The sequence below is a fragment of the Treponema sp. OMZ 840 genome (genome assembly GCF_050937815.1).
Taxonomy (GTDB): domain Bacteria; phylum Spirochaetota; class Spirochaetia; order Treponematales; family Treponemataceae; genus Treponema_C.
The window spans coordinates 545,376-561,341 of sequence record NZ_JACDIJ010000001.1 but is presented as its reverse complement, the minus strand read 5'-3'; the positions used below and the strand labels follow the sequence as shown (position 1 = coordinate 561,341).

Here is a 15,966-nt window from a genome sequence, read left to right as displayed (position 1 = left end):
TACATTCATAGTATGAATTACGATAAAATGACCGTTAAGGTTCAGGATGCCCTGCAAAGCGCGGGTACTCTTGCGCAGCAAAAAGACCACAGCGAAATCGGTGCGGAACACTTACTGTACGCCTTTCTTACGCAGGAAGGCGGCATTGTTCCGCCCCTTATCGAACGTATCGGCATTGCACCGGCTTCTCTTTTGCATGATGTTGAAGAACTTTTAACGCGCTGTCCGGTTATACACGGCAACGCTCAAATGGCGCTTTCTTCGGAGGCCGCAAAAATCCTTGCAAAGGCCGAACGCGAAGCTTCCGCTTTAAAAGACGAATATTTATCGGTTGAACATATTTTTTTGGCAATGCTTGCTTCAAGCGGAAGCGTTGCCGACCTTTTAAAAAAGCGCGGCATTACGCGCAATGCCGTTTTGGACGCTTTAAAAGCGGTGCGCGGCAATCAGCGTGTAACGAATCAGGATCCGGAAGCGACAATGCAAGCCTTGGATAAATACTGCCGCGACCTTACCGCCCTTGCGCGCCGGGAAAAAATAGATCCGGTTATCGGGCGCGACGAAGAAATCAGGCGCGTTATGCAGGTTTTGAGCAGGCGCACAAAAAACAACCCCGTGCTTATAGGAGAGCCGGGCGTCGGGAAAACCGCCATTGTCGAAGGCCTTGCCCGCCGCATTGTCGCATCCGACGTACCCGACAGTTTAAAAAACAAGCGGCTTCTTGCCCTCGATTTGGGCGCCCTTGTTGCGGGAGCAAAATTCCGCGGCGAGTTTGAAGAGCGCTTAAAAGCCGTTATAAACGAAGTGCAAAAAAGCGAGGGCTCAATCATTCTCTTTATAGACGAGCTTCACACCCTTGTCGGAGCGGGAGCGACGGAGGGGGCTATGGATGCTTCCAATTTATTAAAGCCCGCTTTGGCGCGCGGAGAGCTCCGCGCAGTCGGAGCGACCACCCTCGACGAATACCGCAAATACATAGAAAAAGACGCCGCATTGGAGCGCCGTTTTCAGCAAGTGTACTGCGCCGAGCCTTCCGTAGAAGACACGATTGCGATTTTGCGCGGCTTACAGGAAAAGTACGAAGTACACCACGGCGTGCGTATCCGCGACGATGCCCTTGTTGCCGCCGCCGTTTTGTCGAACCGCTATATTACCAACCGCTTTTTACCGGATAAGGCCATAGACTTGGTGGATGAGGCGGCCAGTAAACTTAAAATGGAAATCGAAAGCCAGCCCACCGAGCTTGATCAGGAAGAGCGGAAAATCCTTCAGCTTACGATAGAAAAACAGGCTTTAAGCAAAGAAAAGGATGCCGCTTCTCTTGAGCGCCTTGAAAAGCTGAATAAAGAATTGGCCGAACACACCGCGCGCCGCGACGCGATGAAAATGCAGTGGCAAAACGAAAAAGGCCGCATAGATACGGCACGCAAACTCAAAGAAGAACTCGAACAGCTTCATACCGACGAAGTGCGCTATACCCGTGAGGGCAATTTGGAAAAAGCCGCCGAATTAAAATACGGCCGTATTCCCGAAATAGAGCGGAAACTGCAAAAAGCCCTTGAAGAAGAAAATGCTCAAGCGGACGGCACAAGCGGTGCGGCTGCACAGGGATCGGCCGTTCAAGCGGCAAGTCCCGAACGCCTTTTGCGCCAGGAAGTGTCCGAAGAAGATATTGCGCGCATTGTGTCAACGTGGACGGGAATACCCGTGAGCAAAATGCTTGCAGGCGAAAAGCAAAAATACCTCGAGTTGGAAAAAGTACTGCATAAGCGCGTTATCGGTCAGGAAAAAGCCGTTTCAGCCGTAGCCGACGCCATAAGGCGGAACCGCGCAGGCTTAAGCGACGAAAACCGCCCGCTGGGAAGCTTTTTGTTTATAGGCCCGACGGGCGTCGGCAAAACCGAATTGGCTAAAACCCTTGCCGACTTTTTATTCAACGACGAAAAAGCCCTTACGCGCATCGACATGAGCGAATATATGGAAAAGTTCAGCGTAAGCCGCCTTATCGGAGCGCCGCCGGGCTATGTCGGTTACGACGAAGGCGGCCAGTTAACCGAAGCCGTGCGCCGCCGGCCTTACAGCGTCGTTCTTTTTGACGAAATCGAAAAGGCGCACACGGACGTATTCAACGTGCTTTTGCAAGTGCTCGACGACGGCCGCTTAACCGACAGTCAGGGTAGGGTGGTAGACTTTAAAAACACGATTATCATTATGACAAGCAATATCGGAAGCGATTTGATTTTACAAGCCGACACAAACGAAAAACTGAATGCGGCCGCTTCGGATATAGATGCGCTTTTAAAAGCGCGCTTCCGTCCCGAGTTTTTAAACCGCATAGACGAAATAATTACGTTCAGCCGCCTTGACCGAAGCTGTATGGAATCCATTGTGCGCAACCAATTGGAACGCCTTGCAAAACGTTTTGCCGAGCGCCGCCAAACGCTGGACGTTTCCGACGAAGCGGTCGGCTGGCTTGCCGATACGGGCTACGATCCCCTGTTCGGTGCGCGCCCGGTAAAACGCGCCATTCAAACCTATTTGGAAAACCCGCTTGCAAAAAAAATCCTTGCAGGCGATTATCCTGAAGGAAGCACCGTGCGCGTCGTAAAAAGTGCCGACGGCGGCTTGGACTTTGTCTAAAAGAAAAATAGGGGTGCCCATCCGAGCGGATGGGTTAGGCTCTCCCGAGCGGATGGGTCAGGCTCTCCCGAGCGGATGGGTCAGGCTCTCCCGAGCGGATGGGTCAGGCTCTCCCGAGCGGATGGGTCAGGCTCTCCCGAGCGGATGGGGGGTACACATCACAGCGGATGTGCCCGATTTTTTAATCGTCTTTTTTTCGTTTGGAAACGACGTGAACTCTGCCGGTACGTTTTACTTGGGCCGAATCTACTCGTGCGCCGGAGGCTTTCGGGGTATCCGCCTCTTTTGCCTTGCTGCGGTATACGGCTTTTTTAGCCTGCTTTTTTTGGGCGTCGAGCTTTTGTTTTTCTTTTTCGTGTTTTTGAATAAAGGAAAGGGCGCTTTCAAAGCCCTGAAGATATTTTTGCATGTCTTCGGCAAACACCGCTATTTGATGGCGGTCGAACGCTTCACCGTTTTTATTTTTGCTTTCGACAATCTGTAAAAACACATCGCCGGTGCGGTTTTCCTTTACGTTAAAAAAATAAGATCTGTTTTCCAGTACAATTTGCGTGGTAAACAATTCACCCCGTGCGCCCATATAAAACCGCCTTTTTTATTTCAAAATATGTAAAAAGTGTATCATAGAGTGTCGGCTTTTGCAAGCATAGAGCGTTCCCAGTCGATAAGTTCGGCTTCCGCTTTTTTGTTTGTGCCGCGTACATCGCAGAGAATGCGGAATACCGGTTCGGTAGCGCTGCCGCGCATCCACATAAAGGCGGTTTTTTTGTTTTGTCCGTCTTTAAAGATGATTTTTAAACCGCCCGTACCGGATACGCCGAAATCTTCGGGATTCACTATTTCTTTTGTGCCGACCGTTGCCGCAGCTTCCCACGATTCTATACCATATGCGCGCAAGCTTTCTTTTTTTTGCGGCCATTCTTCGGTAAATATGCGCTGAAATCGCCGTTTTAATTCGGCATGGTTTTTGTCCCGTATCTTCATAAGCGCCCGCCGGTCGGACACGCCCGTTGTCGTATAGGCGGGAAGACTTGCAATGATATCGGCAAAGCTGAAGTTTTCTTTGTATAAGTGTTCGCGGCCCGAAAGCGAACACCACAGATGAAACAAGCCCTTGTGCCCTTCGCTGTCCTTAATCGTAAGCAGTTTTATAAGGGCAAAGAGGGTGTTCATGGGGTCGCGCACTGCGGCAGGGTGGGTGATGTTGCCGCCGTTTGAACCTTCGCCTAAAATGGGAACGGCGTATCCGCTTTTGCGAAGCGAGCGGGCAAGGTTTACGATATTGGCTTCGCCGACTTCCGCGCGGTGTACTTCTGCCCCGAAAGCGCGCGCAATTTCGTCTATGCGCATTGAGGTTGCACCGTTTACCGATACGGCCGTTTTTTCCGCCCCGTTTTGGCGGCAGCGGAATGCCAATTCGGAAAGCACCGAAAGGGCAAAAACTTCCTGAGCGGCAAGAACTTCGCAGTTTTGTGTTTTTTCATTCCAATACACTATATTGCCGCGGTCGCCGTCGCAGTCGGGCATATAACCTAAAAGGGCGCTTGACGTTCCCGCCCGCTGTAAGCGCTCCATTTCGCGCGCGCAGTGCACAAGGTTTTCCGGTTCGGGAATGATTGCGTGCGCTATGCTGCCGGCCGTATCGTTGATTGCATAAAAACCGACTCCGTTTTCGCTTAAAAAATCCTTATCGATTGAAAGACAGCGTGCGCTTCCGTTCATATCGCAGACGGCCGAAAGGGGGGATTTTTGCAGGGCGGTTTTTATTTCGGTAAAAAAAGCGTCCTGTTGTGTTTTTTCGCTTTGTGCGCTTACGACAAGGCGCGTAAAATTACGGTAGTAGCCGAGCGCCTCTTTTTTGTATGCGGGGCTTTCGGCGTATATTTTATCGGCCGCTTCGGCGGGGCAGAGGGCAAAAATCCGTTCGGCTTCCGCTTCGGGATTGTCCGATTCGCAGAGGGTTCTAAAAAATTGAATTACTTGCGAGGCTTCTTCGGCGGGAATAACGCCGCCGTCGGCAAGGCCGAATTTTATACCGTTGTGGCCGATCGGATTGTGGCTTGCCGAAATGTATGCAAAGCCGTCGGCCGTTTTTGCATAACTCATAATTTCCGGAGCCGCACTCACGCCGATAAAACGCACTTGTACGCCCGAGGCTGCAAGGCCCCGTATCATGCGGTCGGCTATAGCCTTGCCCGTGGGTCTGGTGTCGGTACCGACGACAACGGTACAGTTTTTTCCTTTTTTATCGGTTATATATTTTGCAAAGGCGTGCGCTGCCAAAACGGCGATTGCCCCCTTTTCTTCGGTTAATTCGGGACTTGCGTCTTCTTCATTTCCCGAAGAAGCGAATACCATACGCCAGCCTGATGCCGACAAAATCATCGATTTATAAGCTGTATCAAAGGCGCTTTTCATTATGTTCTCCGTACTTATTTATAAATCTTCAAAGCCGGCGATAAGCCATGGCTCCAAAAGCAAGTGCAGTTTTTGTTCCAACAGTGTACCGTATTTTCGCGGGTAGGTATAGCCTCTGCTTGTTTGTATGCATTGGGATATAAACTGTACCGCTTTGTCGATTGAAACGGGAAGGCTTTCTCCGTGAAGGAGGCTTCCTATCATAACCGAGGCGAAGGTGTCTCCCGTTCCCGGATACATTCCCGGAAGCCGCTGCGCCGATACTTTCCAAAACGAGCCGCTTTTTTTTTCGTATGCAACGGTGTTTATCTGTCCGGCATTTTTTCCGTCGGGAACGCTTGTAATAACGACGGTTTCCGGCCCCATATCCGACAGTTCCTGAAGCCACTGCTTTATTTCGGCTTTGTCCAAAAAATCGGCTTGTTCTTTACCCAAAAGCAGGGCGGCTTCGGTACAGTTCGGTACGATTATGTCGGCCTTTGCGATAAGTTTTCGCATTTCGGGTATCATATCTTTCGACACGGAATTATACAGACTGCCGTTATCGCCCATAACGGGGTCTACGACGGTGAGGCTGTCTTTTGTTTTAAAGTCGTCGATGATGTCGGATACGATGGCGGCTTGGCGCGGAGAACCGAGAAAACCCGAATAAATGCAGTCAAAGCTTAAACCCGTTTTTTTCCAATGGGCGGTGTAATCGCGCATAATGTCGGTTAAATCGTGAAAAAGATAATCGGTAAAGCCTCCCGAATGGGTGGACAGTACTGCGGTGGGAACGGGACATACTTGAATGCCCATAACCGAAAGGGTGGGAATGATAACCGTAAGCGATGAGCGGCCGAATCCCGATAAATCGTGAATAGCCGCCGTTCTTTTTACCGTAGGCTGCATGTTTTATACTCCTTATTACAGGCTCTTTAGTACGACGCCGCTCTTTTGCGTTACTGTAAGCGGTAGGTTACAATGCCTTTGTATACCGAAGGGACAACCCGCTTATCCGTATCGAGGCGCGAAAATATGTTTTCAAGGGCGGCTTTGCTTCCGGCCGGATTTTCCGCCCTGTTTGTGCGTGTGTCGGTATCTGTTATGTCTGTACCGCTTTTTGCGGAGACGGAGGGCGCATCCGATGTGCGGCGCGATTCGTAAAAGCTTTGTATTTCAAAGCGGTTCATCGGGTGCCGCCGTATAATGCTGATGACGGCTTCGTAGATATCTTCAATATTGCTGTAAAAGCCGCCGTCCGAAAGCCTGTCTATAGAAATGCCGTTTAATAAGGCTGCGGCTTTTTGTACCGTTTCGGCTGAAGCCGGTTTTGCCCAGTTTTCGGCAGGAGGGCGCACCGCCGTATTTATGTAGAGCCTGTCATGCCGTATCGAACCGCAGAGCTTTTTTAAGGCGGCAAGGGCGGCATCCGATGTGTTTATGCCTTCTACAAGCATTATTTCAAGCCAGATTTCTCCGGCATATTCGCTGCCGAATTGTATAAGCCCTTCGAGCGCCGCTTTAAAATCGAGGCGGGGATAGGGGCGGTTGATTTTTTTCCACGATTCTTCGTCGAAGGCGTCGAGGGAGGGAAGCACTATATCGGCGCGGGAAAGGTCTTCGCGCACCGCCTTATCGCCCATTAGTGCCCCGTTTGTAATGACGGCGACCGGTGCCTGCGATAAAAGCTTGATGTGCCCGATAAGTTCTCCGAGTGCGCTGTACAGGGTGGGTTCTCCTTCGCCGACAACGGTTATAACATCAAAGGGAATACCCGATTGCAAAAAGGTTTTGAGTTCACCGATAATCGCATCGACCGGATAAAAAAGACGCCGCTCGTTTATCATGTGAGCGGTGCGCCCGAGCTGGCAGTACACGCAGGTATAATTGCAGGTTTTTTCGGGAACGGGGCTTACGCCCAGCGAGCGGCCGAGCCTTCTGGAAGGAATGGGGCCGAATATGTATTGTGCATCCGTCATCTATGCCGTTGTACCACAAAAAGCGTGAAAAGTCAAAGGGAGTGCTAAAATTGTAGGGGGCGAGGGGGCGGCGAAAGACGCGCGTTTAGGTGTTTTCAAGCGCGGCTGAAGCCGGGGGGAGCCGCAAGCAGAAGGGGCTGCTCCCCCTCTTAAAAACATGTGAAAAAGAAGTTTTGGCCAGCTGCTTACGGCGTATCTGAAGCTGCCTTATTGAATAAAAGCCCTTTTTTTGGTAGCCTTAGCGCATGATACACAAAATCCCCGCAGGAAAAGAACTGCGTATTGCCGTTTCGGGAAAAAGCGGCTGCGGAAATACAACTGTAAGCAAACTGCTTGCCGACGCCTTGGGTATTACGATGATTAATTTTACCTTCCGCAGCCTTTCCGAAGAAACGGGTTTAAGCCTTGCCGAAATTATAGAGCGCGCGAAAACCGATGACGGTTTCGATATTGCGGTGGATACAAGGCAGGTAGAGCTTGCCCGAAAACAATCCTGCGTACTCGGTTCGCGCCTTGCCATATGGATGCTTAAAGAAGCGGACTTTAAAGTGTATTTACGTGCGGGCGAGGATGTGCGTGCGAGGCGTATTTGTAAGCGCGAATGCGGCGATATTGAAAAAGTAAAGGCATTTACGCGCATGCGCGATGCCGAAGATTCCGGCCGCTATAAAAAACTCTACAATATAGATAACGATGATTTTTCCTTTGCCGATTTGATTATAGATACCGAACAATATAATCCCGAACAAATTGTCGATATGATTTTGGAAGCTTTGGAAAAAAAAGGATTGATTGTCCGTGACTCTTGATACGGAAAAAACAGCCGAGTTCCGCCGAAGCATTTTGGACTTTTATGAGCGCGAAGGGCGGGATTTTCCGTGGCGGCATACGGTTAATCCCTATGAGATTCTTGTTTCCGAAATTATGCTTCAGCAAACGCAAACCGAGCGCGTGCTTCCTAAATACCTTGCATGGCTTGGGCGTTTCCCCGATGTTGAAAGTCTTGCCGCCGCTCCTCTTGCCGATGTTTTAGCCCTGTGGAGCGGTTTGGGCTATAACCGCCGCGCGCGTTTTTTACACGAGGCGGCCAAACGGCTCGGTTCAATACTCAAAGAAACGAGCCGCTTTCCGGACACTCCCGAAGCATTGGACGCCCTTCCCGGCATAGGGCCTTATACCGCCCGTGCGGTATGTACCTTTGCCTTTAACAAACCCGAAGTGTTTATAGAAACGAACATACGTTCGGTATATATCTTTTTCTTTTTTCCCGATGCCGCAGGTCGTGAGGTAAAGGATACCGATTTGCTTTATCTTATCGAACAAACTTTATACCGCGAAAATCCGCGGCTGTGGTACTATGCGCTTATGGATTACGGGGCGGCACTTAAAAAAAAGGTTGAAAATCCGTCTCGCAAAAGCCGCCACTATACAAAACAGTCGCGCTTTGAAGGCTCGTTGCGCCAAGCGCGCGGCGCGATTATCCGCTGTCTTGTAAACTCGGCTTCCGGTTCTGCCTTGTACGACATTGCGCAAAAAGAAAACATAGACCCCGAACTTTTGGAAAAAGCCGCCTGTGCCCTTGCAGCGGAAAAAATCATAAGTGCGGACGGGCAACTGTACCGGATTCGGTGAAAGAGGATTTATCCGTAATTTTTTGTAGACAAATTGCAGGAATCGGTGTACATTTAATATAGGAAGCCTATGACATTTGAATGGGATGAGGATAAAAACCGTATAAATAAAAAAAAGCATGACGGTATTTCCTTTGAACTTGCGGTGCGGGTTTTTCTTGATGAAAAACGTCTTGATAAATATGATACGGAACATTCGACCATATATGAGGATCGTTGGAATGTGATAGGCAAGGTTGAGGATATACTTTTTGTTGTATATGTGGAAGTCAACAGCCGCATACGAATTATATCTGCAAGAAAAGCGGATAAGGAGGAAACCGATGAGTACTATCGTAACTATAACCTTAGATGAACTCAAAGAACTCCCGCCTTTGACGGCTGCCGAAAAAGAAATTATATGGAATGCAAAACCTATATATGATGAAGATTGTCCGAAGCAAACACAAGAACAATTAGCTCAATTTAAGCCGTATTACGAAGCGCACGGTGTCCGTCAGCTGCAAAACTCAAAGCGGGATAGGTAAAACAGTTTTATATACGGCCGGAAACGATGTACAGAGATTCGTCTTCAAAGGCATGAATGATTTCCGTGTGCTTCGAAAAAATATCGGCTAAATCGGCGGCGGGCGGAAGCGGCTCGGAAACGGAAAATGCACGTTCTTTGTGTCGTTTATTGATCGATTCGCGGCTTTCCGAATGTGCAACCGTTAAAATGCCGCCGGGTACAAGACGGCGGCACAGAGCTTGAACCGCATTTTTTGCGTTTCCGAAGTGCGGGAAAGCGTTAAATACAAGGCAGCGTTCGGCTTTATCGAAGGCGGTTTTTGTATCGAGAATGTCGGCACAGATAATGTGTATGCGTTTGTCGGTGCATTTTTTTTGCGCGGCGGCACACATTTTTTCCGATAAATCGACGGCAGTAACCGAAAGCGGATTGCGTTTAAGATAATAGGGGAATAAAATCCCCGTACCGCAGGCAACATCCAAAACGGAACAGCCGTTTCGGATATCGGCATAATCGAGAATCTTTTCGATAACGGCGGAATCGGGTTTTACAAAAGTATCCCAATCTTTTGCAAGATTGTCAAAAAAGTCTTTAACCGTTTTTTTATTCATACAGTATCTCCTCCGCCGTTACCGTTTTAACAGAGTGCTTTTTAATAGCGCTTCGGAATCAATTTCGATTTTTCCAATGCAAAAACGATGAACGGAATTAAAACAATTTGAATGATAATTCCGGGGAACGATTTTACAAAGTATGCGGTTGTCCATGCCGCCATCGAGTATTTACCGGGTGCAAAAATCAGTGCGCTCAATATACCTGCAATAATGCGTCCTAAAAGCATGGAAGCGATAAGGCTTATATACATATCGGCAAAAAAATTTTTTGTATGAATGAGTTTTGCAAATAAACCGCTTGCAAATCCGTATACGGCAAGTTCGCACAGCATTTTAGGCAAAAAAGCTGCCGGCGGCATTCCCGTTAACAAGCTCGACAAAAGCGGGCCTGCCAAACCGCATGCAAGGCCGAACGGCCAGCCGCAAATAAGCCCGCATAAAAGAACGGGGATATGCATGGGCAAAAATACGCTTCCGCCGCCGGGAATTGCGTGAAAGGCCATGGGAAGTACAACGCAGAGCGCTATACATACGGCGCTGAAAACAATTTGTTTTGAAAAAGACATAGTGTCCTCCTTAAAAAAAATTGCGGGAACAAAACCGTCCGGTTTTACAATTTCCCGTATAGTAAGGGGCTGGCCGAAAACGTCGGTTTTGTGCCGGCCCCCTGCTTCCTCATCAAAGACCGGGTATAGGTTTTTCCGCTTTGCTTAAGATGATCTGAAAAAAAGCATCGCAACAAAACAACACAAAACCGAACCGGTCATAACGGCGTAATCGCGTAAACGCTTTTTTTCAGGCGGAATTTTCCGCTTCCGTTCTCCTCTGTAGCCGCGCGCTTCCATTGCGATTGCCAATTCGTCGGCACGCTGAAATGCCGTCAAAAAAACGGGTAAAATAAGGGGTAAGATATTTTTCCCTTGTAAAACATTGTGCAAACGGAACCTGTGCTTTGCGCCGTACAAAAGCGCCTTTTTGTCCGAAAAAGCGCCGCGCATTTTTTGCGCACTTATAATTTTTTCGGTTTCCGCTAAAATAACGGGAATAAACTGTACGGCGATGTTTATCATCAAAGCAAAGGTTTCTATCGGAATTTTAAAAAAACGCAGCGGATAAAGAAGGCGGCACAAAGCGTCGCTTATCTTTTTAGGAGCGGTGGTCGCATTTATAATCGATGAAGCTATAACGATATGTATAATGCGGCATACTATCCGAAGCCCCTGTACGATACCGTCCTTTGTAATATGTATAATACCGAAACTCCACAAACTGCCGCTTGTGCCGTAAAAAAGGCTGTTTAAGATAAAAATCACACATAAAAAAATCAGGGTGTTTTTGAGGCCGCAAAATAAAAGACGCAGAGGGGTATTCGACAGTACAATCGAAAAAAATACGGGTACCGATAATATTACAAAACCTGTGAGATTTTGCGTACACACCTCGGCGGCAATAAAAAAAAGGAGCGAAACGATTTTTGTTTGCGCCGCCAAGCCGTGCATAAAAGAGCTGCCGCTGTAAAATGTTCCGATATTTATGCGTTGCATCGGGCACCTCCTTTTTTTTGTATCCGTAAAAGGACTTCATCGAACAGGCTTGTATACCCGATGTGCGGTTTAAGCCGTATGCCTTTTTCGGCACAAGCTTGTACGATTTTTGCCGGCGTCGATGTTTCAATTCCGCTTTTTTGTAATAAGGCCGTATCCGACAGTATGTGTTGCGGGGTATCGCATTTTACTATACGCCCCTCTTTAAATACGGCGATACGGCTGCAATATTCGGCAAGACAGTCCGGAGCGTGAGAAATCATTACCACGGTTTTACCCTTTTTGTGTATGTTTTTAATGCAGCCGAATATGCTTTTGCGCGAAGAAGCATCAAGGCCTGAGGCGCTTTCGTCAAGCAGCAAGATATCGGGTTCGGATACGAGAACGCCTGCAATAGCGGCTTTGCGTTTTTCCCCGCCCGACAATGAGTAGGGGAAGCGCTCCGAAAATATTTCAGGCGCCAAATGTACTTGCCGCATTGCCGCATACACTTTTTCCTTCACTTGTTCGGCCGGCAATTTATATTTTTTTAATCCGAATGCAATGTCCGCAAAAACGGTTGAGGCGAAAAGCTGGTGTTCCGGATACTGAAATATAAATCCCGTTTTCGCTTTTGTTTGGGCGTATTCTATCGAGCCGGTTTCGGGAGTGATTAAACCGGCAAGGCAATGTAAAAAGGTTGTTTTACCGCTTCCCGTTGTTCCCATAATCCCCAAAAACTCGCCTCGGTTGATTTTTATGTTTATGTTTTGCAGGGCTTTGTGTTCGAATTCGGTGTTTTTAAGATATGTGTATGAAATATTTTTTACATCAATGCACATAATTGCTCCGCCAATTCGTCCACAGTTAGAGGACAGCTTGTAAGCTCAATGCCGTTTTTTTTCAAATCCAGATAAAACCGCACGCTTAAGGGAGGTTCCAATCCCGCCGACTGCAAAAGCTTTTCATCGGAAAAAATATCGCACGGCTTTCCGTCGGCCACGATTCGCCCTTTGTTAAAAACAAGAATGCGGTCGGCTTGAGCGGCTTCTTCGGCTGAATGCGTTATGATAATCAAGGTTTTATTTTTTTCGGCATGCATTTTGCGGATTTCATTCATAACTTCCGCTTTACCGCAAGGGTCGAGCATAGAGGTCGCTTCATCGAAAATGATAATGTCCGGCTTCATAACCAGCACTCCCGCAAGGGCGAGCTTTTGCTTTTGTCCGCCTGAAAGCATGGACGGAGATTTTTTTTCATAACCGGCCAAACCGACTTGTTCCAATGCCTTATGTACCAAACCGGGAATTTCGCCGGTCGGCCAATCGTAATTTTCAAGACCGAAAGCCGTATCTTCTTCGATAAGCGGCGAAACGAATTGATTGTCCGGATTTTGGAATACCATACCGCAGTGTTTCCGCAGTTCCCATAAACAATCGGGATTGCTTACATCGAAACCGGCGGTTTTTAATGTTCCCTTTCGGATTTTAAGCAAGCCGTTAATATGCCGTGCAAAAGTCGTTTTTCCGCTTCCGTTGGCACCGATAAAGGCTATAAACTCGCCTTTTTGTGCACAAAAGTTTATATCCTGCAGGGCGGGAGCCGTGTTTTCTTCGGGATATGAATAATCAATATGTTCGGCTTGTATTGTACTGTCGGTCATCGGTATCGTTCCGGATAGATAACTTTATCATCTCCTATTGTATGAATTCGGCAATCATCTCCGTACAATCGGGATAATAAATTCTGCTTCATTGTTGAATCGACTATACCTTGGTCTGCAACTTTTCCGTCATAAAATGCAACGACATCGGTACAAAACCATAAAATATGATTCGGGTCATGAGTGCATACGATAACGGTTCTTCCGGTTTTTACTATATCCGTGAGCAGTCTCCAAAGTAAGATTTGATTTTTAAAGTCAAGAGCGGACGCCGGTTCGTCTAAAATCATTAGGGGAGTTTTTTGCGCCAATGCCCGTGCTATAAAAACAAGCTGCCGCTGACCGCCGCTTAATTCGGTAACGGGTGTGTGTATGAACGGTTTTAGCCCGACCGCTTCAATAGCCTCATATGCCGCATCGTAATCTTTTTTTGCTACTCCGAATATTCCGCCCATATGAGGTGAACGTCCCATTAACACCAGTTCCAAAACGCTGAAAGCAAAGGAAACGGCGGTATCCTGCGGAACGTATGATACACAGCGGGCCATATGGGCCGGTTTCAGTTCTAGAGAATTGTGATTATCGATAAAAATTTCTCCCGCGTGGGGTTTTAAAAAATTCAAACAGCATTTGAAAAAAGTGGTTTTTCCGCTGCCGTTCGGTCCCAAAAAACCGCATAAGGCACCCTTGCGTACATTTACGCTTACTTTTTGAAGGATAGGGGTCTTTGTGTATGAGAATTCCAATTCGGAAGATTGAAGCATAAATTCGTTCATTTTGACAACTCTTTACGATTGGAGCGCAGAAGGAATAATAAAAAGGGGGCTCCGGCGATTGATGTGATGATTCCGACAGGAATTTCAGCTGTTGTAAGGGTTCGTGCCAATGTATCGCAAAGGATTAAATATAAGGCGCCCAATATTGCGGACACGGGGACAACAAAACGATTATCCGGTCCCATCAAAAGCCGTGCCGCGTGTGGCATCATTAAACCTATCCATGCGATAATTCCGGCTCCCGAAACGGATACGGAAGTAAGCAGGGTTGCTAAAACAATAAAAATGAATTTATAACGTTCCGGATGAATACCCAAGCTTTGCGCATCGCGGTCGCCTAAAGATAAAAGATTAAGTTTCCACGAAAGAATCCAAATCAAAAAAAAGCCTGCCAATATAAAGGGAGCGTTTAATTGTATATCACTCCATGTTGAATAATATAGTCCGCCCATCATCCAAAATGTTATTTCACGTAATTGCGTATCTTCACTTACATATTTGATAAGCGAAACAAAGGCGGAAAATATGGAACCGACTATAACACCCGACAAAATAAGGGCCACAACCGGTACTCCGCTTTTATTTCGCGCAAGCAAATAAGAAATTGCTACCGCTGCAAGCGAAAAAATAAATGCACTGACTGAAACACTTAAAAAGAATGTGTTAAAAACAATACCGACTGCAGCACCGAAGGCTGCTCCCGAAGAAGCTCCCAAAATAAAGGGCTCTACAAGAGGATTGCGGAAACAGCCCTGATATGCGGTTCCTGCAGCCGAAAGAGCAAAGCCTATAAGCATTGCATTTAAAACACGGGGGAAACGTATTGTCCAAAAAACAATTTCATCCATTTTCGTTATAGCAGTGTTTTTCCGTCCGAAAAATTTAAAAAGCAGAATTTCCCCGATTTTTTTAAGAGAAATAGCATAATTTCCGGCTGTCAGTGCATAGACAATGCATACAATAAGCATAAGAAGCAATAAAGCAATAAAAATCTTTTTTTGTTTTATTGCGGCCGAATTAAAAATCATATTCTACAGTCCAGTCCAATATTTGTTCGCTTCTCAATGCCTCGGCATCTTTATCGTTTACGTTATATACGTCTTTATAAAACTGTAAAACAAATTTATGAACTTTAATGTCTTTAAATTTATCAGGATATGCCGCTTTTGCAATAATCAGCATGTCTATGGGGTATTCAACGCGGCGGGCACAATTCATCGGTGACCAGGGCATTGCATAGACCCGTTTATTTTTTACCGCTTTTAATTCCTGCAAAATTTGAAAATCGGGTGATTCATATAATTCGCGCGGGGGGTGATACCCGTTTGATGTAGGAAGCACAATTACATCGGGATTCAATGAGTATAATTGTTCGGCACTCATAATGACGCCGGAGCCTTTACCGGTAAAGGCATTTTTTGCATTTGCGATTCCTTCAATTATATACGATTCGGGTGTGTTGACGCCGGAAACGGAACCGGCCGCACCTTTTTTTCTTACATTCGGGTTTAATCCCAAATAAAGCATACTGACTTTATTCTTTTCTTTTATAGTTGCGGTTCGTTTGCGGATCATTTTTTCGGTTGAGTCCAAATAATCAAATAATTTTAAAGCTTTTTCTCTTTGACCGAATATATCGCCGAGAACCCGCATTTCTTCCCTCATCGAGGAAAGCTCGGCTTTATTGTAGTAATTCGGCGAAAAAATTACTACAAGCGGAATGCCTAATGCTTCAATCGTACCGATAGTTTTTTCAACAGCTTCGGGATTTGCGCCGCGCAATGTACAATCGCCGACACGAAGGATAACCAGCTGCGGATTTGCACTTGCAAGCGTTTCGTAATTTATAATATTGCCTTGTGGTGAATTTATGCAGGGTAAATCGTTCAGCCACGGATGCAGATATTTCATAGTATTCCAACCGCGCAGCGTATATTCTTCTCCGCCGACTGTTGTAAAACTGTATTTATAGTCACGCTTCATCGACCATGATCCGATAACCGTCACCTTGTTTATGACGCCTAAGTGAGTCATAACTCCTTCAACAAAACCGTCACTGATAGTGGCAATGCGTTCAAGATTATCCGGAACGGAAACATTTACACCGCGCATATCGGTTACGATTATATCTTTTGCATTAAGAGATACAAAACTTACAACTAAAATAATAATACCGACGATTTTTTTCATAACGACCTCCGTTTAAAATAAAAAAGTACATTAATGGCGGCC

17 protein-coding genes are annotated in these 15,966 nt (G+C 46.9%); 5 read left to right on the top strand and 12 right to left on the bottom strand.

Going from position 1 to position 15,966, the window contains the following annotated elements; genetic code table 11:
• Positions 1–12: 12 nt before the first annotated feature.
• Positions 13–2,640, top strand: a complete 2,628-nt coding sequence (gene clpB, locus H0R92_RS02775) for an ATP-dependent chaperone ClpB (protein WP_432960933.1) — start codon at positions 13–15, stop codon at positions 2,638–2,640.
• A 181-nt stretch (positions 2,641–2,821) separates the two neighbouring features.
• On the opposite strand, the gene H0R92_RS02770 is transcribed toward clpB, so the two are convergent.
• The 4 genes from H0R92_RS02770 to H0R92_RS02755 are packed head-to-tail and all read right to left on the bottom strand — an operon-like array spanning position 2,822 to position 7,019.
• Positions 2,822–3,220, bottom strand: a complete 399-nt coding sequence (locus tag H0R92_RS02770; RefSeq protein WP_432960931.1) for a DUF3276 family protein — start codon at positions 3,218–3,220, stop codon at positions 2,822–2,824.
• 41 nt (positions 3,221–3,261) lie between these two features.
• Positions 3,262–5,058: a phosphoglucomutase gene (locus H0R92_RS02765; protein WP_432960929.1), complete on the bottom strand. Its 1,797-nt coding sequence runs from the start codon at positions 5,056–5,058 to the stop codon at positions 3,262–3,264.
• An 18-nt stretch (positions 5,059–5,076) separates the two neighbouring features.
• On the bottom strand, positions 5,077–5,949 hold the full coding sequence (locus H0R92_RS02760; protein ID WP_428771455.1) for a pyridoxamine kinase: 873 nt from the start codon (positions 5,947–5,949) through the stop codon (positions 5,077–5,079).
• Positions 5,950–5,999: 50 nt separating this feature from the next.
• A complete protein-coding gene (locus tag H0R92_RS02755; protein ID WP_432960927.1) occupies positions 6,000–7,019 on the bottom strand; it encodes a radical SAM protein in 1,020 nt (339 codons plus the stop codon).
• Positions 7,020–7,264: 245 nt separating this feature from the next.
• Here H0R92_RS02755 and cmk point away from each other — a divergent pair, with 245 nt between their 5' ends.
• The 4 genes from cmk (at position 7,265) to H0R92_RS02735 (ending at position 9,177) form a co-directional block, all read left to right on the top strand.
• Positions 7,265–7,828, top strand: a complete 564-nt coding sequence (gene cmk / locus H0R92_RS02750) for a (d)CMP kinase (RefSeq protein ID WP_428771469.1) — start codon at positions 7,265–7,267, stop codon at positions 7,826–7,828.
• On the top strand, positions 7,818–8,651 hold the full coding sequence (locus tag H0R92_RS02745; protein ID WP_432960925.1) for an A/G-specific adenine glycosylase: 834 nt from the start codon (positions 7,818–7,820) through the stop codon (positions 8,649–8,651). The genes cmk and H0R92_RS02745 overlap by 11 nt, the downstream gene beginning before the upstream one ends.
• Before the next feature lie 69 nt (positions 8,652–8,720).
• A complete protein-coding gene (locus H0R92_RS02740) occupies positions 8,721–9,005 on the top strand; it encodes a BrnT family toxin (RefSeq protein WP_432960923.1) in 285 nt (94 codons plus the stop codon).
• On the top strand, positions 8,974–9,177 hold the full coding sequence (locus H0R92_RS02735) for a hypothetical protein (RefSeq protein WP_432960921.1): 204 nt from the start codon (positions 8,974–8,976) through the stop codon (positions 9,175–9,177). The genes H0R92_RS02740 and H0R92_RS02735 overlap by 32 nt, the downstream gene beginning before the upstream one ends.
• 7 nt (positions 9,178–9,184) lie before the next feature.
• Here H0R92_RS02735 and H0R92_RS02730 read toward each other — a convergent pair whose 3' ends face one another.
• From H0R92_RS02730 to H0R92_RS02695, 8 genes are all read right to left on the bottom strand, one after another.
• Positions 9,185–9,769 carry a class I SAM-dependent DNA methyltransferase gene (locus H0R92_RS02730; protein WP_432960919.1) on the bottom strand — a complete coding sequence of 195 codons (585 nt, stop codon included), beginning with the start codon at positions 9,767–9,769 and terminating at the stop codon, positions 9,185–9,187.
• Positions 9,770–9,810: 41 nt separating this feature from the next.
• Entirely contained in the window at positions 9,811–10,338 is a 528-nt protein-coding gene (locus H0R92_RS02725; protein WP_428771479.1) for an ECF transporter S component, read from the bottom strand.
• Between the two features lie 144 nt (positions 10,339–10,482).
• Entirely contained in the window at positions 10,483–11,316 is an 834-nt protein-coding gene (locus H0R92_RS02720; protein ID WP_432960917.1) for an energy-coupling factor transporter transmembrane component T family protein, read from the bottom strand.
• The gene (locus tag H0R92_RS02715) at positions 11,304–12,137 is read right to left on the bottom strand and encodes an ATP-binding cassette domain-containing protein (protein ID WP_432960915.1); all 834 of its coding nucleotides are present in this window, start codon (positions 12,135–12,137) and stop codon (positions 11,304–11,306) included. Before H0R92_RS02715 ends, H0R92_RS02720 begins: the two co-directional genes overlap by 13 nt.
• Positions 12,122–12,958: an energy-coupling factor transporter ATPase gene (locus tag H0R92_RS02710; protein ID WP_432960913.1), complete on the bottom strand. Its 837-nt coding sequence runs from the start codon at positions 12,956–12,958 to the stop codon at positions 12,122–12,124. The genes H0R92_RS02715 and H0R92_RS02710 overlap by 16 nt, the downstream gene beginning before the upstream one ends.
• Positions 12,955–13,734: an ABC transporter ATP-binding protein gene (locus tag H0R92_RS02705; protein WP_432960911.1), complete on the bottom strand. Its 780-nt coding sequence runs from the start codon at positions 13,732–13,734 to the stop codon at positions 12,955–12,957. The genes H0R92_RS02710 and H0R92_RS02705 overlap by 4 nt, the downstream gene beginning before the upstream one ends.
• On the bottom strand, positions 13,731–14,762 hold the full coding sequence (locus H0R92_RS02700; protein WP_432960909.1) for a FecCD family ABC transporter permease: 1,032 nt from the start codon (positions 14,760–14,762) through the stop codon (positions 13,731–13,733). Before H0R92_RS02700 ends, H0R92_RS02705 begins: the two co-directional genes overlap by 4 nt.
• The gene (locus H0R92_RS02695) at positions 14,752–15,924 is read right to left on the bottom strand and encodes an ABC transporter substrate-binding protein (RefSeq protein ID WP_432960907.1); all 1,173 of its coding nucleotides are present in this window, start codon (positions 15,922–15,924) and stop codon (positions 14,752–14,754) included. The genes H0R92_RS02700 and H0R92_RS02695 overlap by 11 nt, the downstream gene beginning before the upstream one ends.
• Positions 15,925–15,966: the final 42 nt, after the last annotated feature.